The organism is Shewanella sp. TB7-MNA-CIBAN-0143 (assembly GCF_040310065.1).
Classification (GTDB): Bacteria; Pseudomonadota; Gammaproteobacteria; order Enterobacterales; family Shewanellaceae; genus Shewanella.
Window position 1 is genome coordinate 1 of record NZ_JBEOPL010000038.1, and the last position, 16,098, is coordinate 16,098.

At 41.7% G+C, this 16,098-nt stretch carries 21 protein-coding genes; 7 read left to right on the forward strand and 14 right to left on the reverse strand.

What is annotated here, in order from left to right; translation table 11 throughout:
* Positions 1 to 243: 243 nt before the first annotated feature.
* The 14 genes from AAEY97_RS20665 to AAEY97_RS20730 form a co-directional block, all read right to left on the reverse strand.
* Complete coding sequence (locus AAEY97_RS20665; protein WP_101085179.1) at positions 244 to 495, reverse strand: transposase; 252 nt, start codon at positions 493 to 495, stop codon at positions 244 to 246.
* Between the two features lie 19 nt (positions 496 to 514).
* On the reverse strand, positions 515 to 667 hold the full coding sequence (locus tag AAEY97_RS20670) for a hypothetical protein (protein WP_157822764.1): 153 nt from the start codon (positions 665 to 667) through the stop codon (positions 515 to 517).
* Between the two features lie 520 nt (positions 668 to 1,187).
* A complete protein-coding gene (mgtE, locus tag AAEY97_RS20675; protein WP_162023894.1) occupies positions 1,188 to 2,552 on the reverse strand; it encodes a magnesium transporter in 1,365 nt (454 codons plus the stop codon).
* 510 nt (positions 2,553 to 3,062) lie between these two features.
* A complete protein-coding gene (locus AAEY97_RS20680; RefSeq protein WP_101085181.1) occupies positions 3,063 to 3,338 on the reverse strand; it encodes an HPr family phosphocarrier protein in 276 nt (91 codons plus the stop codon).
* Between the two features lie 20 nt (positions 3,339 to 3,358).
* Positions 3,359 to 4,222, reverse strand: a complete 864-nt coding sequence (rapZ, locus tag AAEY97_RS20685) for an RNase adapter RapZ (RefSeq protein WP_351001186.1) — start codon at positions 4,220 to 4,222, stop codon at positions 3,359 to 3,361.
* Positions 4,219 to 4,662: a PTS IIA-like nitrogen regulatory protein PtsN gene (gene ptsN, locus AAEY97_RS20690; protein ID WP_011638816.1), complete on the reverse strand. Its 444-nt coding sequence runs from the start codon at positions 4,660 to 4,662 to the stop codon at positions 4,219 to 4,221. Before ptsN ends, rapZ begins: the two co-directional genes overlap by 4 nt.
* Positions 4,663 to 4,664: 2 nt before the next feature.
* The gene (gene hpf, locus AAEY97_RS20695; protein ID WP_101085183.1) at positions 4,665 to 4,952 is read right to left on the reverse strand and encodes a ribosome hibernation promoting factor; all 288 of its coding nucleotides are present in this window, start codon (positions 4,950 to 4,952) and stop codon (positions 4,665 to 4,667) included.
* A gap of 25 nt (positions 4,953 to 4,977) precedes the next feature.
* Positions 4,978 to 6,462: an RNA polymerase factor sigma-54 gene (locus AAEY97_RS20700; protein ID WP_192114191.1), complete on the reverse strand. Its 1,485-nt coding sequence runs from the start codon at positions 6,460 to 6,462 to the stop codon at positions 4,978 to 4,980.
* Positions 6,463 to 6,604: 142 nt separating this feature from the next.
* Positions 6,605 to 7,336, reverse strand: a complete 732-nt coding sequence (gene lptB / locus AAEY97_RS20705) for an LPS export ABC transporter ATP-binding protein (RefSeq protein WP_011638813.1) — start codon at positions 7,334 to 7,336, stop codon at positions 6,605 to 6,607.
* Complete coding sequence (gene lptA, locus AAEY97_RS20710) at positions 7,333 to 7,914, reverse strand: lipopolysaccharide transport periplasmic protein LptA (protein ID WP_101085184.1); 582 nt, start codon at positions 7,912 to 7,914, stop codon at positions 7,333 to 7,335. The genes lptB and lptA overlap by 4 nt, the downstream gene beginning before the upstream one ends.
* Positions 7,901 to 8,461, reverse strand: a complete 561-nt coding sequence (lptC, locus tag AAEY97_RS20715) for an LPS export ABC transporter periplasmic protein LptC (protein WP_101085185.1) — start codon at positions 8,459 to 8,461, stop codon at positions 7,901 to 7,903. Before lptC ends, lptA begins: the two co-directional genes overlap by 14 nt.
* Positions 8,458 to 9,024 (reverse strand): 3-deoxy-manno-octulosonate-8-phosphatase KdsC, encoded by a 567-nt coding sequence (gene kdsC / locus AAEY97_RS20720; RefSeq protein WP_162023893.1) that lies wholly within the window; start codon positions 9,022 to 9,024, stop codon positions 8,458 to 8,460. The genes lptC and kdsC overlap by 4 nt, the downstream gene beginning before the upstream one ends.
* 2 nt (positions 9,025 to 9,026) lie before the next feature.
* Positions 9,027 to 10,004, reverse strand: a complete 978-nt coding sequence (locus AAEY97_RS20725; RefSeq protein ID WP_101085187.1) for a KpsF/GutQ family sugar-phosphate isomerase — start codon at positions 10,002 to 10,004, stop codon at positions 9,027 to 9,029.
* Between the two features lie 44 nt (positions 10,005 to 10,048).
* Positions 10,049 to 11,011: a calcium/sodium antiporter gene (locus tag AAEY97_RS20730; protein ID WP_182743139.1), complete on the reverse strand. Its 963-nt coding sequence runs from the start codon at positions 11,009 to 11,011 to the stop codon at positions 10,049 to 10,051.
* A 188-nt stretch (positions 11,012 to 11,199) separates the two neighbouring features.
* Here AAEY97_RS20730 and AAEY97_RS20735 point away from each other — a divergent pair, with 188 nt between their 5' ends.
* From AAEY97_RS20735 to murA, 7 genes are read left to right on the forward strand one after another with little or no spacing between them, the layout of a single operon-like run.
* Positions 11,200 to 12,024 (forward strand): ATP-binding cassette domain-containing protein, encoded by an 825-nt coding sequence (locus tag AAEY97_RS20735; RefSeq protein ID WP_350979554.1) that lies wholly within the window; start codon positions 11,200 to 11,202, stop codon positions 12,022 to 12,024.
* Positions 11,957 to 12,796, forward strand: coding sequence for a lipid asymmetry maintenance ABC transporter permease subunit MlaE (gene mlaE / locus AAEY97_RS20740; RefSeq protein ID WP_194956033.1), 840 nt, complete (start codon positions 11,957 to 11,959; stop codon positions 12,794 to 12,796). Before AAEY97_RS20735 ends, mlaE begins: the two co-directional genes overlap by 68 nt.
* 41 nt (positions 12,797 to 12,837) lie before the next feature.
* A complete protein-coding gene (gene mlaD, locus AAEY97_RS20745; protein WP_101085191.1) occupies positions 12,838 to 13,311 on the forward strand; it encodes an outer membrane lipid asymmetry maintenance protein MlaD in 474 nt (157 codons plus the stop codon).
* 10 nt (positions 13,312 to 13,321) lie between these two features.
* Positions 13,322 to 13,990: an MlaC/ttg2D family ABC transporter substrate-binding protein gene (locus tag AAEY97_RS20750; protein ID WP_194956034.1), complete on the forward strand. Its 669-nt coding sequence runs from the start codon at positions 13,322 to 13,324 to the stop codon at positions 13,988 to 13,990.
* The gene (locus AAEY97_RS20755; RefSeq protein WP_101085192.1) at positions 13,987 to 14,286 is read left to right on the forward strand and encodes an STAS domain-containing protein; all 300 of its coding nucleotides are present in this window, start codon (positions 13,987 to 13,989) and stop codon (positions 14,284 to 14,286) included. The genes AAEY97_RS20750 and AAEY97_RS20755 overlap by 4 nt, the downstream gene beginning before the upstream one ends.
* A 27-nt stretch (positions 14,287 to 14,313) precedes the next feature.
* The gene (locus AAEY97_RS20760; protein WP_011638802.1) at positions 14,314 to 14,565 is read left to right on the forward strand and encodes a BolA family protein; all 252 of its coding nucleotides are present in this window, start codon (positions 14,314 to 14,316) and stop codon (positions 14,563 to 14,565) included.
* Positions 14,566 to 14,580: 15 nt separating this feature from the next.
* Complete coding sequence (gene murA, locus AAEY97_RS20765; protein ID WP_192114194.1) at positions 14,581 to 15,840, forward strand: UDP-N-acetylglucosamine 1-carboxyvinyltransferase; 1,260 nt, start codon at positions 14,581 to 14,583, stop codon at positions 15,838 to 15,840.
* Positions 15,841 to 16,098 lie beyond the last annotated feature (258 nt).

Here is a 16,098-nt window from a genome sequence, read left to right on the forward strand (position 1 = left end):
AGATCTGTAAAACACCTTAATAAAAATGACGTTATTAGATTAATAGAGTCTGGGGACCCAATAACGCCTGAACTGTTATGTTAGCTGCTTTCCTTAACGGCTAACGGTAGAGCAATAAAGCGGCAAGGATGCAAGATAGTTTGCGCTTATTTTTATTAGAATGTTTGTTGCTGTGCGTTATCAACTTGCTGGGGGACGAGTTGTTAACACGATCAAACATCCTTGCCAAAACGGTTAATGTTACTAACTTGCCATTGTTTGTAATTGTTGACTTAACTGGGCAATTTTTTGTTGTAAATAGGCTATTTCTGATACGATCGCGCCCTTGCTTTCAGTTTGGCGACTATCGTTACTTCTCACCCATTGATAAACCGTTTTAGCCGACACGCCATATTGTTTTGCTACGTCGGATAATAATCGATTATGGTTTTTAACCTCATTAATCACTTGTCTTTGTAAGTCGATTGGATACTGTCTTGCATTTGACATATTCATCAAATAATTTCCTTCCGATTTATCTATGTTTACCTGAGCGAGTTTCAACTTCATCCCACTGACTGCAACCGAGATGTGCTAAGAAAAAAATGTTTTGGCGGCATTGTGCAATGACATTATTGACCATGACATTTATCGATATAATGCTACGTGTTACGGTTATTTTATTCATCGCTATCTCCTACAATTACAATGGACTGCTTAAAAAATAAACTACTACTTAGTAGGTACATATTTCTTATATGGAAAGCTTGTGCCAACTTTGATAAATATTTTTAGTTGTTATTTATCAGTACATTACCTGTTACCTGTAGTTTTGTTATTTTTGCGTCGCCAACCAGATTGGTGCAATTGCACTAATGTGGTGAGCATGTGCTGCCGGCAACACATTACGGTTGTGATTGTCGTAGCGCAGTATGGATGACAAATATGGCAAAAAAAGGTCACCTTAATGACAAGATGAAGGCAAGGTTTTCACCGAATGAGTTGTTGCCAGTTGATGGTTTGAAAAACGTTAACAAAGTGAGGCTGCAGACATAGCTGCAAAAGTGATCAGAGTACTAAGCGCTTGGTAAATGAGCTTATGTGTGAAAAAGACTTATGTGTATAGCGACGCCGCCGAGGTCCGTAAAATTGCACTAGATAGCGCAATTTCGTTGGACGACATGATATGTACGATTTAAATCAATGATTTAGTGCATTAAAAATAATGTGGCTAGGCCCAAAAATGCAAATAAGCCAACGACATCTGTTACCGTCGTTAACACCATACCCCCCGCCAACGCAGGATCGATATTTAGCTTTTTTAACATTATGGGGATAGTGGCGCCAGCAAAGCCTGCTACCGTCATATTAATCAGCATGGCACTGCCAATTAATCCACCTAATGCGATGTCGTCTTTCCAAAGCCATACCGCAAAAAAGACCAATACAGACCACATTAAACCGTTCAATAATCCGATGCTTAATTCCTTACCAATTAACCAGCGTGAGTTACTTTGGCCAATATGCCCAAGTGCAATCCCGCGGATGACGAGTGCTAGGGTTTGATTACCCGCAACACCTCCCATACTCGGTACAATGGTCATTAAAATTGCGATGGTGGCGAATTGCTCTAAGGTACCTTCAAACATGTTACTGACAGATGAGGCTAGTAATGCTGCAAATAGATTGATGGTTAGCCATAGAGAGCGTCTCAGAGTGCTTTTAAGTACAGGGCCAAAGGTATCTTCATCATCATCCATCCCTGCCATTCCCATCATTGAATGTTCGGCATCCTCGCGGATGACATCAATAACGTCATCGATAGTAATTCGACCAAGCAATTTTGCTTGGCTGTCGACGACTGGGGCAGATATCCAATCCATCCGTTCAAATTTTTGCGCCACATCTTTATCGGACATCTCTACAGGAATACTTTCTAATTCTGTGTCCATAATACTGCGGACCGTTACGCTTGGATCGCATGTGAGTAAATCAGCTAATCTTACTCCGCCTAAAACATGATCATGGCGATCCACAACATATAAAGTATCAGTCGTATCAGGTAAATTTCCCCGTTGACGTAAATAGCGTAATACCACTTCGATATTGACATCGGGTCTTAGGGTGACGGTATCAGTATTCATGATACTGCCGGCAGTATCATCTGGGTAACGCAATGCTTGCTCTACTCTATCCCGGTCTTGGCTTCGCATTGATTTGAGCACTTTCTTGTAAACATCATCGGGTAAACTGCGAAGAATATAGGCCATGTCATCTGTATCCATGCCTATTGTGGCCTGGGCAAGCTTCTCTGGTGTCATGCTGCTAATAAGTGAATCTTTAAGTTCTTCACCTAATTCGTCAAGAATTTCCCCAGCATATTGTTGGTCAATGAGTTGCCATAACACCTGACGATTTTTGGGCGGTGATGATTCGAGAATAAGGGCGACATCGTTAGGTGACATGGTATGTAGCATGTTACGGGCATGGACAAACAGACCACTGTCTAGTGCTTGAACGAGTTGATTGAGACGTTGTTCTGTTATCTCATTGTCTAGGTACTCTTTACCCATATATCTACTTCCTATTCGTCATACTTATATTATTCAGTATGTCATTATTCTGGGTTTCTCAGGTTGTACAGTTCAAGGCGTATAAATGCAGAAATAGCTGTCTTTACGTAAGACAATGAAATGCAGAAATAGAATACTTAAATGACTTCTGCGGTGAAATTCTGCAGCAGCCAATGCTGCTTACATACTATAGACGAACCACGTCACGGAAACAGAGTTGCACTGGATCCGTTGCTAGAAGCGGTAATGTCTTTATCATGTTAAACGCCAACTCCCGCAGAATGAACTGATACTAATGAGATTGGTATCAACTGCGTGAGATAATCCTAAGGGCTAATATTTTTGAGGGACTGATGTCTACTGGTGATCATCAATGTCGTGACAGTTTGGTTAGTATGGCCTAGTCATTTAGAGGCCGCATAAAATAAGGATGACGGTGGCTTAAAGCATGAGTAACTTGCAGCTATTCACACATTACAGGCTATTTATAAATTCAATGCGATTAAAAAATTAACAAGATTCATCAAATTTAGCATTAATGAGATCACACACTGCGTTTAATGCAACTTCAGCATCTGGGCCTTGAGCTGTCACCGTAATCATTTTACCGATACCACTTTCAAGCATTAATAGCCCAAGTACGCTAGCTGCGCTGGCGTTTTTTTCGCCTTGAGTTAAGGTGATGTTAGCATCAAAATCCGCCGCTAACATCGCGAGTTTTGTGGCGGCACGGGCGTGTAACCCCAATTTATTTGAAATGGTCACTTGGCGTTCAAGTTTGATCATTGACGCGATCCTATGCTCACTTAGTTATTAGTATCACTGATATTTAATTCTCTGTGGCGAGCATTAACCGTGTGTTTACTGCCTTGTCGAAATCGTTTTGCTAATTGATCTGCAATATATACCGAACGGTGCTGACCACCAGTACAACCAATCGCGATGGTAAGGTAACTGCGATTGTTACGTTCTAAATGCGGCATCCAAGTTTCAAATAGGTTTTCAATTTGCCAAATAAATTTATTAACTAATGGCTGACGACCTAAAAATTCTTGTACGGGCTCGTCTAAACCCGTAAATGGACGCAGTTCTATTTCCCAATGTGGGTTGGGTAAAAAGCGTACATCAAACATAAAATCTGCTTCTGTCGGCATGCCGTGTTTAAAGCCAAAAGATTCAAAGTTAATCACTAACTCTTTATCAACACTGCCTAATAATATTTGCCTAACTTGGTCGCTTAATTCGTAGATATTTAGCGCAGAAGTGTCGATATAGTGATCAACAATTTTTGCGATAGGCTCAAGTAAACGGCCTTCTAGTTTTATCGCTTCTTGCAGTGAAATATGATTTTTAGATAACGGGTGTAATCGACGTGTTTCGCTGTAACGTTTAAGCAATACTTTGTCATTGGAATTTAAAAAGAAACTGATAATTTCAGTGTCATTTTGAAGTAGTGCCAATTGGTCTTGAAGCGCTTTACCTTGTTCTGCAATGTTACGAACATCAACGCTAATCGCAACCAAATCATTACTGCCTTTAAGCTGGGCTAATAATGTGCCAATGAGTGGTAAAGGCAAATTATCAACACAATAATATCCTAGGTCTTCTAATACTCTCAGGGCAACGGATTTCCCTGAGCCTGAACGTCCCGATACTATAACTAGTTTCATGCAGTAATAACCTGATAAAGTTCTGTTGCGTCGTGAGTTTTACGAAGCTGTTTCAATATTTGCTTATCGCTTAACTTTTGGGCCATGCTCGATAACGTGCCTAAATGTTGTTGGCACTGGTCTGCAGGTACTAACAAAGCAAATAAAAGATCCACGGGTTGCTTATCGATTGCATCAAAGGCAATGGCTTCTTCACATTTAATAAATATCGCGATAGGGTGATCGATGGTCGTTAATCTACCATGAGGTATCGCAATGCCATTTCCTATACCTGTGCTACCCATTTTCTCTCTCGCTAACAGGCTTTCAAAAACCTCTTGCGAAGACAGGGTTGGGTACTGGGCAGCGACTAAATTGCTGATGAGTTCCAGTACTTTTTTCTTACTGCCCGGTGTGGCACAGGTAGTGCATTCCGGCTGCAGAATGGTACAAAGTTCCATCGTTAGTGTTTTGTATTCTTCTCTTTGTGTTTAATTACCTGACGGTCGAGTTTATCGATCAGGGCGTCTATTGCAGCATACATATCAGTACTTTCTGACATTGCAAAAATTTCTGCGCCATTAATGTTGATTTTGGCTTCTGCTTTTTGTTGTAATTTTTCTACATTGAGCACAACGTGTACATTATGGATCTGATCGAAGTGTCGTTCAAGCTTTGAAAATTTACTGTGGATGTATTCACGTAAAGATTCTGTTATTTCGACATGACGTCCAGTCAGACTTATTTGCATAAAAAATCCTCCATTGCCTAGTAGGTTATAAACTCTTACGTTGGTTTGAGGGCGGGATCATCATTGCTTCACGGTATTTTGCTATCGTACGACGAGCAACGTTTATGCCCTGTTCTGCCAGAAGCTGAGCCATTTTACTGTCACTCAGTGGTTTTTTCTGGTTTTCTGCGGCAACCAGCTTTTTGATAAAAGCACGAATGGCCGTTGATGAGCATTCCCCGCCATCGTCAGTACTGACATGGCTAGAGAAGAAGTATTTTAGTTCAAATAAGCCTCGAGGGGTGTGCATATATTTTTGTGTGGTGACTCGTGAAATGGTCGATTCATGCATTTCTACAGCTTCAGCGATATCATTGAGCACCATAGGCTTCATGGCTTCTTCGCCATATTCAAAAAAGCCTTGCTGAAATTGCACAATGCAATTTGCCACTTTAAGTAAAGTATCATTACGGCTTTCAATACTTTTAATAAACCATTTAGCCTCTTGCAGATGGCCTCGAATAAATTGACTATCCGACGGGTTTTTACTGCCTCTAGCCATGGCTGCATATTGCTGATTAACACCAATTTTAGGCATGTTGTCTGGGTTTAACTCTACTACCCAACGGCCATTTTTCTTTAATACTGTGACATCGGGAATCACGTATTCATCATCCATGGGGGTAATTAATAAGCCCGGACGAGGATTGAGTGTCTGGATTAAAGTGATTGCGTCACGTAACTCATTTTCTTTTAGTTTTGTTTTACGCATCAATAATCTGAAATCACGGCCAGCAATTAACTCTAAATAGCCTTTAATTAACAAACGGGCATTATCGATATGGGGTGTGTCGTTAGAGTATTGCGCTAATTGGATAAATAGGCATTCACTTAAATCACGTGCAGCAACACCCACAGGGTCAAAGTGTTGAACGCGTTTTAATACCGCTTCAACCTCATCGAGTTCCACATTTTCATCACCCATGGCTTCGAGAATATCTTCGGTACTTTGGGTTAAATAACCGCGTTCATCAATGGCATCAATAATGGCGGTGGCAATGGCGAGATCGGTGTCTGAAAATGGAGTGAGATTTTTTTGCCATTCTAAGTGTTCGTACAAACCTTCAGTAGTTTCACCTTGAAAGGGCATGTCGTCATCGCGCATGCTTGCACTGCCCGAACCTGACATAGGTGAGGCTGTGTATACTTCATCCCATGTGGTATCCATGGCTAAATCATCCATGGTTTCTTTGGTCATGGATTCTGCTATGTCGACGGTGGAAGTGTCTTTTTCGACATTAACAATACTGTTGTCACTAAAGTCGGTATCCGCTTGGTCGCGGTTTTCTTTTAAGGAGTTTTTTGCTTCAGAAAACTCATCTTCTATTTCAAGCAATGGATTTGAATCTAATGCTTGTTGGATTTCCTGCTGTAGCTCCAATGACGATAATTGCAGTAAGCGAATGGCTTGCTGCAATTGTGGGGTCATGGTTAAGTGTTGACCCATTTTAAGTTGGAGTGACGCTTTCATTTACCGCTTATCCCTAGATGATTTTCCATAAAAATGACAATCTCGAACTGTAATCGATTGCCATAAACATCAATGACATTTAACGTTGTTTAGGTATCGTTCAATGAAATGAGTTAGCTAGACTAAAAGGCCAGTAAAGTAACTATAGCTTGAATTGTTCACCTAAGTACACAGCTCGAACTTGTTGATTACTTAATATCTCATCAGGTGTGCCTTCGGCAATTAAATTACCCTGGCTGACGATATAGGCTCGCTCACAAACGTCTAGCGTTTCACGTACGTTATGGTCGGTAATTAATACCCCTAAACCGCGATTTTTAAGTTGTTGGATGATTTTTTTAATGTCGATGACCGAAATAGGATCAACACCAGCAAAGGGCTCATCAAGCAAAATAAATTTTGGATTAGCAGCTAAAGCGCGCGCAATTTCAACTCGACGACGTTCGCCACCCGATAACGACATACCTTGGCTGTCGCGTATGTGAGTAATGTGGAACTCTTCGAGTAGATGCTCAAGCTGTTCAATACGTTGGTCTGTGCTGAGCTCTTTGCGAGTTTGCAGTACGGCCATTATGTTGTCGTAAACGGTGAGCTTGCGGAAAATACTGGCTTCTTGTGGTAAGTAACCTATACCTTTGCGGGCGCGCAAATGCATTGGATCGGCAGTAAGGTCGTCATCGTCAATCAATATTCGGCCTTTATCGCTTTTTACTAAGCCGACAACCATATAAAAGGTGGTGGTTTTGCCTGCACCATTGGGGCCTAAAAGACCGACAATTTGGCCTGTTTTAACCGTTAAACTCACATCTTTAACAACTTGACGAGCTTTATAGCTTTTAGCTAGATTTTCAGCGGTTAAGGTAATTTGGGTCATGGTTTGATCTGCTTGTTAACAGGAATTTCAGGGAGTTTTTGCTTTGGCGCCGACTCGTCTTGGAAATTCTCTGGTTGAATGATGGTGATTACCCGATCTTGCCCTGTACCAGTACTTTCGGCAATCAGCTCTTGAGCACTGATGTTGTACTTGATTTTATTACCGGTAACCTGGCTACCTGATTGATCAAGTTTGGCGTTGCCAGTCAATGTGAGTGTAGTGGTGGCAAGGTCATAGCTAATTTCGTTAGCACTTGCGGTACCAATTTTACCGTCATCTAATTCTTGCGAAAATGTAGCCGGGGTGCCAGTAGCAATTAATCTCTTGCTGGTGGTGTTTTCAGGGGTAAACGCCCGTAACTGATCTGCATTGATATTAATCGTGCCTTGGACAATCGTTACCGGACCATTAAAAACAATTTGATTATTCTTAATGTCGGCAGACTGACTGACTGAAGCGATTTTCAATTCTTGTTTCAGATCCCCTTGTTTCGCTATAGCAGGCAAACTCAATATACAAAGTATGCTACTTAATAACATAACATTGGCGCGAGTGTGGAGACGATTAATGTGGCTCATATGTTCCTTCTACCTGGCTTAGTAGCGATAATTTTTGCGAATTCAAGTCAGCATGTAGGCCTAAACCTTGAATAATAAACCCTTTACCTTTGATGTACACCATCTCTTGTGAGGATCCTATCATAGTGGTTAAATCCACCGTAATAGCTTGGGTACTCAGTGACTGCAGGGGTTCTTCTATATCAATGGCATCAATAATAACATTATTTTCTAATGTGACTTTGCTGGTATTTTTATTCAATTGCCCACGGTCTGCACTTAATTGCCATTGTGCTTTACCGTTTTCAGGGTAAATGAGGTAGATAGGTTTGGTAAAGTGAGTGATGTCACTTGAGGCGTAATGCTCCATGTGTTCGGCGCTGACTCGACTTTCGACGAAACCTAGTTGGTTGAATTCTGTAGTGCGTAGGTTATCTGCAACAAAATCTGGGCGCTCAATACCGCGTATTTGTACCGCGTCCATTTCACTGCGTTTTACTTGTGCTTGCCAGTACAATATAAAAGCAAGCCCAAAAAAAGCAATAATACCTAGCGTGACTCTACTCATATACTCATACCATGAGCACTGGCAAATTTATCTTGGCTTAATAGTAATAAATCGGTGAGTTCACGCAGTGCGCCGTGGCCACCATTGAGGGTGGTTGTCATATGGCACTGTTGTTTGACAAACGGATGACCATCACCGACACAAACGGCTAGTCCTACGGCTTTCATTACAGGTAGGTCTACCATGTCATCGCCAATGTAAGCCACTTCATCAGCAGTCACATTATAGAGCGACAATAATTGCTCAAAAGGCTCAAATTTATTATCAATACCTTGATAAATATGTGTTACACCTAATGCCGTCATGCGGTTTTCAACAATCTTGGATTTACGTCCTGTTATCACGGCAACATGGATACCACTGGTAAGCAAAGAACGCACACCATAACCGTCACGAGTGTGGAACGCTTTGAGTTCTTCACCTGCATTACTGAGGTAAATACGTCCATCTGAAAATACTCCATCGACATCACAGATTAACAGTTTGATTTTTTGAGCTCGTTGCCAAATATCATTGCTGACAGGGCCGTAAAATCCTTGGTGAAACGAGGTTGATTCTGACATGATTAAATGACTCCAGCTTTAACCATATCGAGCATGTTTAATGCTCCGATCGGTTGATGTTTTTCATTAACGACAATCAGTCCGTTGATGCTCTTTTCATCCATGATTTGCAGTGCTTGTGCGGCTAAAATCCCCGCAGGGCAGGTCACACAATTTTCGGTCATAACCTGGGCAATAGGAGTGATTCGAAGATTCACGTCTGCATCGATAACCCGGCGTAAATCACCATCGGTAAAAATGCCCACAAGTTTATTGGCATGGTCGACTACTGCCGTCATGCCAAGGCCCTTTTTAGATATTTCATAAAGTGCCTCAGTAATACAAATATCATCATTGACGATCGGTAAATCATCGTCTTTATGCATGACATCGTCGACTTTTAGAAGTAATTTTCTTCCAAGAGAGCCACCTGGGTGTGATAAGGCAAAGTCATCACGAGTAAAACCTTTTGCTTGTAATAAAGCAATGGCTAATGCATCGCCCATAGCAAGTGTTGCAGTGGTGCTGGAAGTGGGTGCTAATCCTAATGGACATGCTTCTTCTTGCACTTGAATGCATAAATGGATTTTGGATAAACGCGCCATATTGGAGTCTGGTTTACCGGTCACCGCAATCACTGGTACACCCATGCGTTGGATAACAGGCATTAATGTCAGTATTTCGCTTGATTCACCAGAGTTGGAAATGGCGAGTACAATGTCATTTTTGGCTAATGCGCCCAAATCACCATGACTGGCTTCACCAGGGTGAACAAAAAATGCCGGTGTGCCGGTACTGGCAAAGGTTGCGGATATTTTGTTACCAATATGACCTGATTTGCCCATCCCCATGACAATCACTTTACCTTTACACTGCATGATCAATTGACATGCTTGGTCAAACTCAACCGAGTCTACATATTGATATAAATTATCTAAGGCAGCTTTTTCTATATCAATGACTTTACGACCCCATTGGCGAAATTGAGTGTGATTTACCATACGACTCTCTCTGTTAGCTTAATACTTTACCTTCATGCTCCAATCTAATGCGACTGAAAGACAACAATTTGGTACGCAATAAAGGTGATTAATAATAGTGCGCCATGCCAGCGAGTAAGTTGTTGCTTAGCGCCACTGGATAATACTAAAACGGCTAATGCTGCACTGGTGCCTAATACCATATAGAAGTCTCTTCCACTGGCTGAAGCATCTATTTCACCAGGGGAGATCAATCCTGGTAGTGCCAGTACCGCAAGAATGTTAAACAAGTTAGACCCAACAATGTTACCAATGACAAGGTCGTGTTCTTTTTTTAATACTCCAGCAATACAGGCCGCTAATTCTGGTAGGCTGGTTCCTACTGCGATAATGGTTAAGCCAATCACAAGATCTGACAACCCATAAAACGTTGCAATACCTACAGCGCCATCGACCATCCAACTTGCTGATAGGGGGAGCAATATAATACCGACGACCAGCCAAATGATAGCATGAAAGGTTGGCACATTTTTAGGGATCTCAGATTCAAGTTTATCATCTAAGCTGTCTGGGGTTTTGTCATGAGTAGCTTGCCAAATGAAATATCCCATCAACAACAAAAGTAATGCAATAAGCATGATACCTTCTGTTTGTGTCAACACATTATCATGCAAGGTGTAACCGGCAAATACCGTAGCAGCAAGCATGATAGGTATTTCGCGTTTTAAGGTCTTCGAATCTAAGCTAATGGCACCTAGTAAGGCTGTTAATCCTAAAATTAAGGTAATGTTAGCAATGTTTGAGCCCAATACGTTACCAATGGCGGTATCACGCATGCCATCCATTGATGCGGTGGCCGCAACAAACATTTCAGGTGCAGAGCTACCCATAGCAACAATGGTGAGTCCAATTAACATCGGAGGTAAGCCTAAGTTGCGGGCAAATGCCGCCGCCCCATAGACAAATCTATCCGCACTCCAAACTAAAACAGCAAGGCCAACAACTAACATTAGGATATTAACTAGCATGTGATTCCGATAGTAGTATTTAATTAACGACTATTTTCGCTGGATTTTTATCAAATTGAAAGCATTGCACAGTAATTGCTCTGGTAATGAAGCGTGTTGATATGGATATAGTTGTCGCTTAATCGACAATTACAGTACAATTTACTCTTCAACTTAAAGCAAGGAAGGCTGTTATCTCCTCAACGCCAATGTCTGATATGAGCAAATCAAGTAATAAACCTTTGGTCGAAGTTAACCATTTAGCGTTTAGCCATGGTTCACACGTGATTTATGAAGATATTTCTTTATCGATTCCCAAAGGTAAAGTAACCGCTATCATGGGGCCCAGCGGTATCGGTAAAACCACCCTATTAAAATTGATTGGCGGACAGTTAACCCCCAACAGTGGGCAAGTTTTATTCGATGGCCATGATATACATAAGCTTAAACGCAAAGATCTGTTTGAATTGCGTAAGCGCATGAGTATGCTATTTCAAAGTGGTGCAATGTTTACCGACCTTAATGTTTTCGATAATGTCGCGTTTGCATTAAGAGAGCATTCTGGATTACCTGAAGAGATTATCCGCTCCATTGTATTGATGAAGCTGCAAGCTGTCGGACTTCGAGGTGCCGCGTATATGATGCCTAATGAGTTATCTGGTGGTATGCAGCGTCGAGCCGCATTGGCGCGAGCGATTGCACTTGAACCTGAGATGGTGCTGTACGATGAGCCCTTTGCCGGACAAGATCCTATTTCAATGGGCATGCTAGTAAAACTTATTCGTGAGTTGTCGGATTCATTAAAACTCACTTCAGTAGTGGTTTCTCATGATGTAGATGAAGTATTAGGTATTGCAGATTATGTCTATGTGATAGCCGATAAAAAAGTCATTGCACATGGAACACCAGAGCAATTACGTCAATCTGACAATCCACAACTGGTCCAGTTTATCAAAGGCGCGCCAGATGGCCCTGTGCCATTCCATTATCCTGCAGAGGATTATCAAGAGGAGCTACTTCGTGGGCGTAATTGATTATATTGCCGACACCGGCAAATATGCACTGAGATTGGTGCAGGGTTATGGTCGAGCGGGCATCATGTTATGGCGCGCGATTGCGCATTTTCCTAACATCAAAAAAGGTACCCCATTACTGATTAAGCAAGTTTATGTGCTTGGTGTTCGTTCAATGGTCATCATTTTAGTGTCCGGTTTGTTTATTGGCATGGTATTGGCTCTGCAGGGATATAATATTTTAGTTGGGTTTGGCACTGAAGAAAGCTTAGGCCCAATGGTAGCGTTAAGCTTATTACGCGAACTTGGGCCTGTCGTTGCTGCATTATTATTTGCCGGACGAGCAGGTTCAGCGTTAACCGCCGAAATAGGCTTAATGAAATCGACAGAGCAATTGTCGAGTTTAGAGATGATGGCGATAGACCCATTAAGGCAAATCATCGCACCGCGTTTTTGGGCGGGTGTCATTAGCATGCCATTACTGGCGTTAATGTTTAGTCTAGTGGGTATTTTAGGTGGGCACTTAGTCGGTGTTGAATGGAAGGGCATTGATAGTGGTGCGTTTTGGTCTATTCTTCAAGCATCGGTTGAGTGGCGACAAGATATTGTTAACTGTTTGATAAAAAGTGCTATTTTTGGTGTGGTGGTGACATGGATAGCCTTGTACCGAGGTTATGAAGTTCAACCCAATCCAGAAGGCATCAGTCGTGCGACAACCTCAACGGTTGTGCAGGCAAGCTTAGCTGTTTTAGCGCTGGACTTTTTGCTTACGGCAATCATGTTTGGAAATTAAGATTTTTTCATTGTTTAGATTAATTTAAGTGGTTTAATAGTATGTTGACACGGAAAATAGAGTTATTAGTAGGTGTATTTTTATTGTCAGGTTTATTGGCATTTTGCGTATTAGTATTCAACGTTGCTAATGTGAAAGTAAAATCCAATGCCCAGACTTATACCTTGGTGGCTGAGTTTAATAATATCGGTGGCCTAAAAGTACGTTCGCCGGTAAAAGTTGGCGGAGTCGTTGTCGGACGCGTGACTGATGTTACCCTTGATAGCCATAAATTAGTGCCTGTTGTGACGTTAACAATGGATAAGCGTTTTGATAAATTCCCCGAAACCAGTAGTTTGGCCATTTTGACTTCAGGGTTACTTGGGGAGCAGTTTATTGGTCTAACACCTGGATTTATGGACGATGATATTTCGATGCTTGCCGATGGTGATAAAGTACATGACACGCGTGGTGCATTGATTTTAGAAGATTTAATTGGTCAGCTGTTATACAGCATGTCATCTAAAGATAAATAGGATCCCTATTATGAAAACGTTTTTTAGTCGTGTTATAGCTTTATGCCTAGTGGGCAGCGCTGTTATCAGCCAAGGTGCTACGGCTGCTAATGATGAGGTGAATACTAGTGATCCTTATGAGATGATCAAACAAGTAGCCAATATGACCTTTGATCGGTTTAAATCAGATAAAGAATTAATTAATGCCGATTTAAGTCATTTAAAAGTGATTGTACGTGAAGAGCTTATGCCTTACGTCGATTATAAATACGCTGCGTATAAAGTCATGGGGCAGTATTTAAGTGATACCACCGTAGATCAACGTAATCGTTTTGTTGAGGCTTTCGAAGGCTATTTAGTCGCAACTTATGCTCAAGCATTAACAGAATATACCGATCAAAAAGTGGCCTTTGATCCGCCGAGTGATTTTAGCGACGAAAAAATAGTTGAAGTGAACGTGCAGATTATCGAAAAAGGTCGTCCACCGATTAAAATTCAATTTAAGGCGCGTCGTCTGAAAGACAACACTTGGAAAGCATTTGATTTAGTGGCGGAAGGGGTGAGTTTACTCGCCTCTAAACAGTCTGAAATTTCAAACTTAATCCGTCAGCAAGGTATTGAAGCGGTGATTACAATGTTGAATGATAAAACCCAACAGAATATTGATCGCCAACCAGCAAAAGAAGCAGCCGCTGCGTGATTACCTTTAATCAACAAGAGCAACGTTGCATTGTCAGCGGTCGGTTAACACAAGATGATGTAAAACAATTGTGGCCTAAACGCCATGAATTGTTTACTGCATCTACTCAAGTGGTAGACTTATCAGCATTGGAATACGTCGACAGTGCAGGTGTTGCATTGTTATTAGCGTTTATCAAACTACATGCTTCAAGTAGCCAAGAAACAAGTGTGTCACGTCAATTGGTTAATCCAAGTGATCAGCTCAAGAAAATGATTGAGCTTTATGATTTAGACGCTTTTTTCAGCCAAATATAGTCTCAAATAGTAAAGGTAATTGATTTCATGGAATGCAAGGTTATTGAACAGATTTTAACAGAGGCGTTGTCGCTAACAGAAGCACATGTGACCTCTGATGGCAGCCATTACAAAGTGGTCGCCGTGGGTGAATGCTTCGAAGGCATGAGCCGTGTAAAACAGCAGCAGGCGATTTATACTCCTTTAGCTGAGCAAATTGCCAGTGGTGAATTGCACGCGTTAACGATTAAAACTTTTACGCCTACCCAGTGGAAGCGTGAAAAACTTTTCAATATGTAACAACTGAGACTCACAGTGGATAAATTAACTATTAAAGCCAGCAACCCTTTAGCTGGCGAAGTCGTGATCTCTGGTGCAAAAAACGCAGCATTGCCAATTTTAATGGCTGGCGTATTAGCTGAAACAGATTTTATTGTCTCAAATGTGCCTAACTTACGTGACGTGATCACCAGCTGTGAACTACTACGCTGTTTAGGTGCAGAGGTTGAAGACCTAGGCGGTAGCCGCATTCGTATTTCAACCACCAATTTAAATGAATACTGCGCCCCTTATGATTTAGTCAAAACAATGCGCGCTTCTATTCTTATTTTAGGTCCATTGCTTGCCCGTTATGGTACTGCAGATGTTTCTTTGCCTGGCGGTTGTGCTATTGGTGCACGTCCGGTGAATCTGCATTTACATGGTTTAGAGTTAATGGGAGCTAAGATTGAAGTCAAAGAAGGCTACATCAAAGCGCGCGTAGATGGTCGTTTAAAAGGCGCACATATCTTTATGGATATGGTCAGTGTCGGCGCAACTGAAAACTTGCTTATGGCCGCTGCGTTAGCTGATGGCACCACAGTGATTGAAAATGCTGCCCGTGAGCCTGAAGTCACTGATTTAGCACATTGCTTAATTGCTATGGGTGCAAAGATTACTGGTGTAGGCACTGCGACCTTAAAGATTGAAGGGGTTGAGCGTTTATCGGGTTGCGAATATCGTGTTATGCCTGATCGCATCGAGACCGGTTCCTTCCTGGTTGCCGCAGCTGTAACGCGTGGCAAAATTCGCTGTGTATCTGCAGACCCTAGTGCATTAGAAGCGGTGTTATCAAAGCTTGAAGATGCCGGTGCTGAGATCACGACCGGCGAGGACTGGATTGAGCTTGATATGAAAGGCCAACGTCCAAAATCAGTCAATATTAAAACTGCACCTTATCCTGCGTTTCCAACCGATATGCAAGCGCAATTTTGTGTGTTAAATGCTCTTGCTGAAGGCACTGGCCGTGTTACAGAGACGATTTTCGAGAATCGTTTTATGCATGTACCAGAGCTTAGCCGCATGGGAGCTAATCTAGAGCTTGAAGGCAACACTTGCATTATTCATGGTATTGAACGGTTAAATGGCGCCCAAGTTATGGCGACAGATTTACGTGCATCTGCCAGCTTAGTCATTGCAGGCTTAATGGCTGAAGGAACGACAACAGTAGATCGTATCTACCATTTAGATCGTGGTTACGAGCACATTGAAGCTAAGTTCCAAGGCTTGGGTGCTGAAGTCGTCCGGGTTAAATAACTGGTGTGAAATAGATCAAGTGCAGTCGTCATAAACATTACTGCTGACGCATAAAAAAACCATTCATTTGAATGGTTTTTTTGTCGAAATACATTGTGAATATTTACGTCTGCTACTCTGCGGCAGTGATCTTTTCTGAAATAATCACTGGTAGTGTTTGCTTTTTACCTTCACGAATAATGTAAGCGGTAAATGAAGCAGTGAAACGTTAATCCAAATTGCTCAAATCAACATTCCACGGCATTAAATCGGTCAAAT

Excerpts from the sequence above, each read along its gene's own strand:
- AAEY97_RS20665 (WP_101085179.1), bottom strand. The coding sequence starts at position 495 with ATGAATATGTCAAATGCAAGACAGTATCCAATCGACTTACAAAGACAA.
- AAEY97_RS20670 (WP_157822764.1), bottom strand. The coding sequence starts at position 667 with ATGAATAAAATAACCGTAACACGTAGCATTATATCGATAAATGTCATG.
- mgtE (WP_162023894.1), bottom strand. The coding sequence starts at position 2,552 with ATGGGTAAAGAGTACCTAGACAATGAGATAACAGAACAACGTCTCAAT.
- AAEY97_RS20680 (WP_101085181.1), bottom strand. The coding sequence starts at position 3,338 with ATGATCAAACTTGAACGCCAAGTGACCATTTCAAATAAATTGGGGTTA.
- rapZ (WP_351001186.1), bottom strand. The coding sequence starts at position 4,222 with ATGAAACTAGTTATAGTATCGGGACGTTCAGGCTCAGGGAAATCCGTT.
- ptsN (WP_011638816.1), bottom strand. The coding sequence starts at position 4,662 with ATGGAACTTTGTACCATTCTGCAGCCGGAATGCACTACCTGTGCCACA.
- hpf (WP_101085183.1), bottom strand. The coding sequence starts at position 4,952 with ATGCAAATAAGTCTGACTGGACGTCATGTCGAAATAACAGAATCTTTA.
- AAEY97_RS20700 (WP_192114191.1), bottom strand. The coding sequence starts at position 6,462 with ATGAAAGCGTCACTCCAACTTAAAATGGGTCAACACTTAACCATGACC.
- lptB (WP_011638813.1), bottom strand. The coding sequence starts at position 7,336 with ATGACCCAAATTACCTTAACCGCTGAAAATCTAGCTAAAAGCTATAAA.
- lptA (WP_101085184.1), bottom strand. The coding sequence starts at position 7,914 with ATGAGCCACATTAATCGTCTCCACACTCGCGCCAATGTTATGTTATTA.
- lptC (WP_101085185.1), bottom strand. The coding sequence starts at position 8,461 with ATGAGTAGAGTCACGCTAGGTATTATTGCTTTTTTTGGGCTTGCTTTT.
- kdsC (WP_162023893.1), bottom strand. The coding sequence starts at position 9,024 with ATGTCAGAATCAACCTCGTTTCACCAAGGATTTTACGGCCCTGTCAGC.
- AAEY97_RS20725 (WP_101085187.1), bottom strand. The coding sequence starts at position 10,004 with ATGGTAAATCACACTCAATTTCGCCAATGGGGTCGTAAAGTCATTGAT.
- AAEY97_RS20730 (WP_182743139.1), bottom strand. The coding sequence starts at position 11,011 with ATGCTAGTTAATATCCTAATGTTAGTTGTTGGCCTTGCTGTTTTAGTT.
- AAEY97_RS20735 (WP_350979554.1), top strand. The coding sequence starts at position 11,200 with ATGTCTGATATGAGCAAATCAAGTAATAAACCTTTGGTCGAAGTTAAC.
- mlaE (WP_194956033.1), top strand. The coding sequence starts at position 11,957 with ATGGCCCTGTGCCATTCCATTATCCTGCAGAGGATTATCAAGAGGAGC.
- mlaD (WP_101085191.1), top strand. The coding sequence starts at position 12,838 with ATGTTGACACGGAAAATAGAGTTATTAGTAGGTGTATTTTTATTGTCA.
- AAEY97_RS20750 (WP_194956034.1), top strand. The coding sequence starts at position 13,322 with ATGAAAACGTTTTTTAGTCGTGTTATAGCTTTATGCCTAGTGGGCAGC.
- AAEY97_RS20760 (WP_011638802.1), top strand. The coding sequence starts at position 14,314 with ATGGAATGCAAGGTTATTGAACAGATTTTAACAGAGGCGTTGTCGCTA.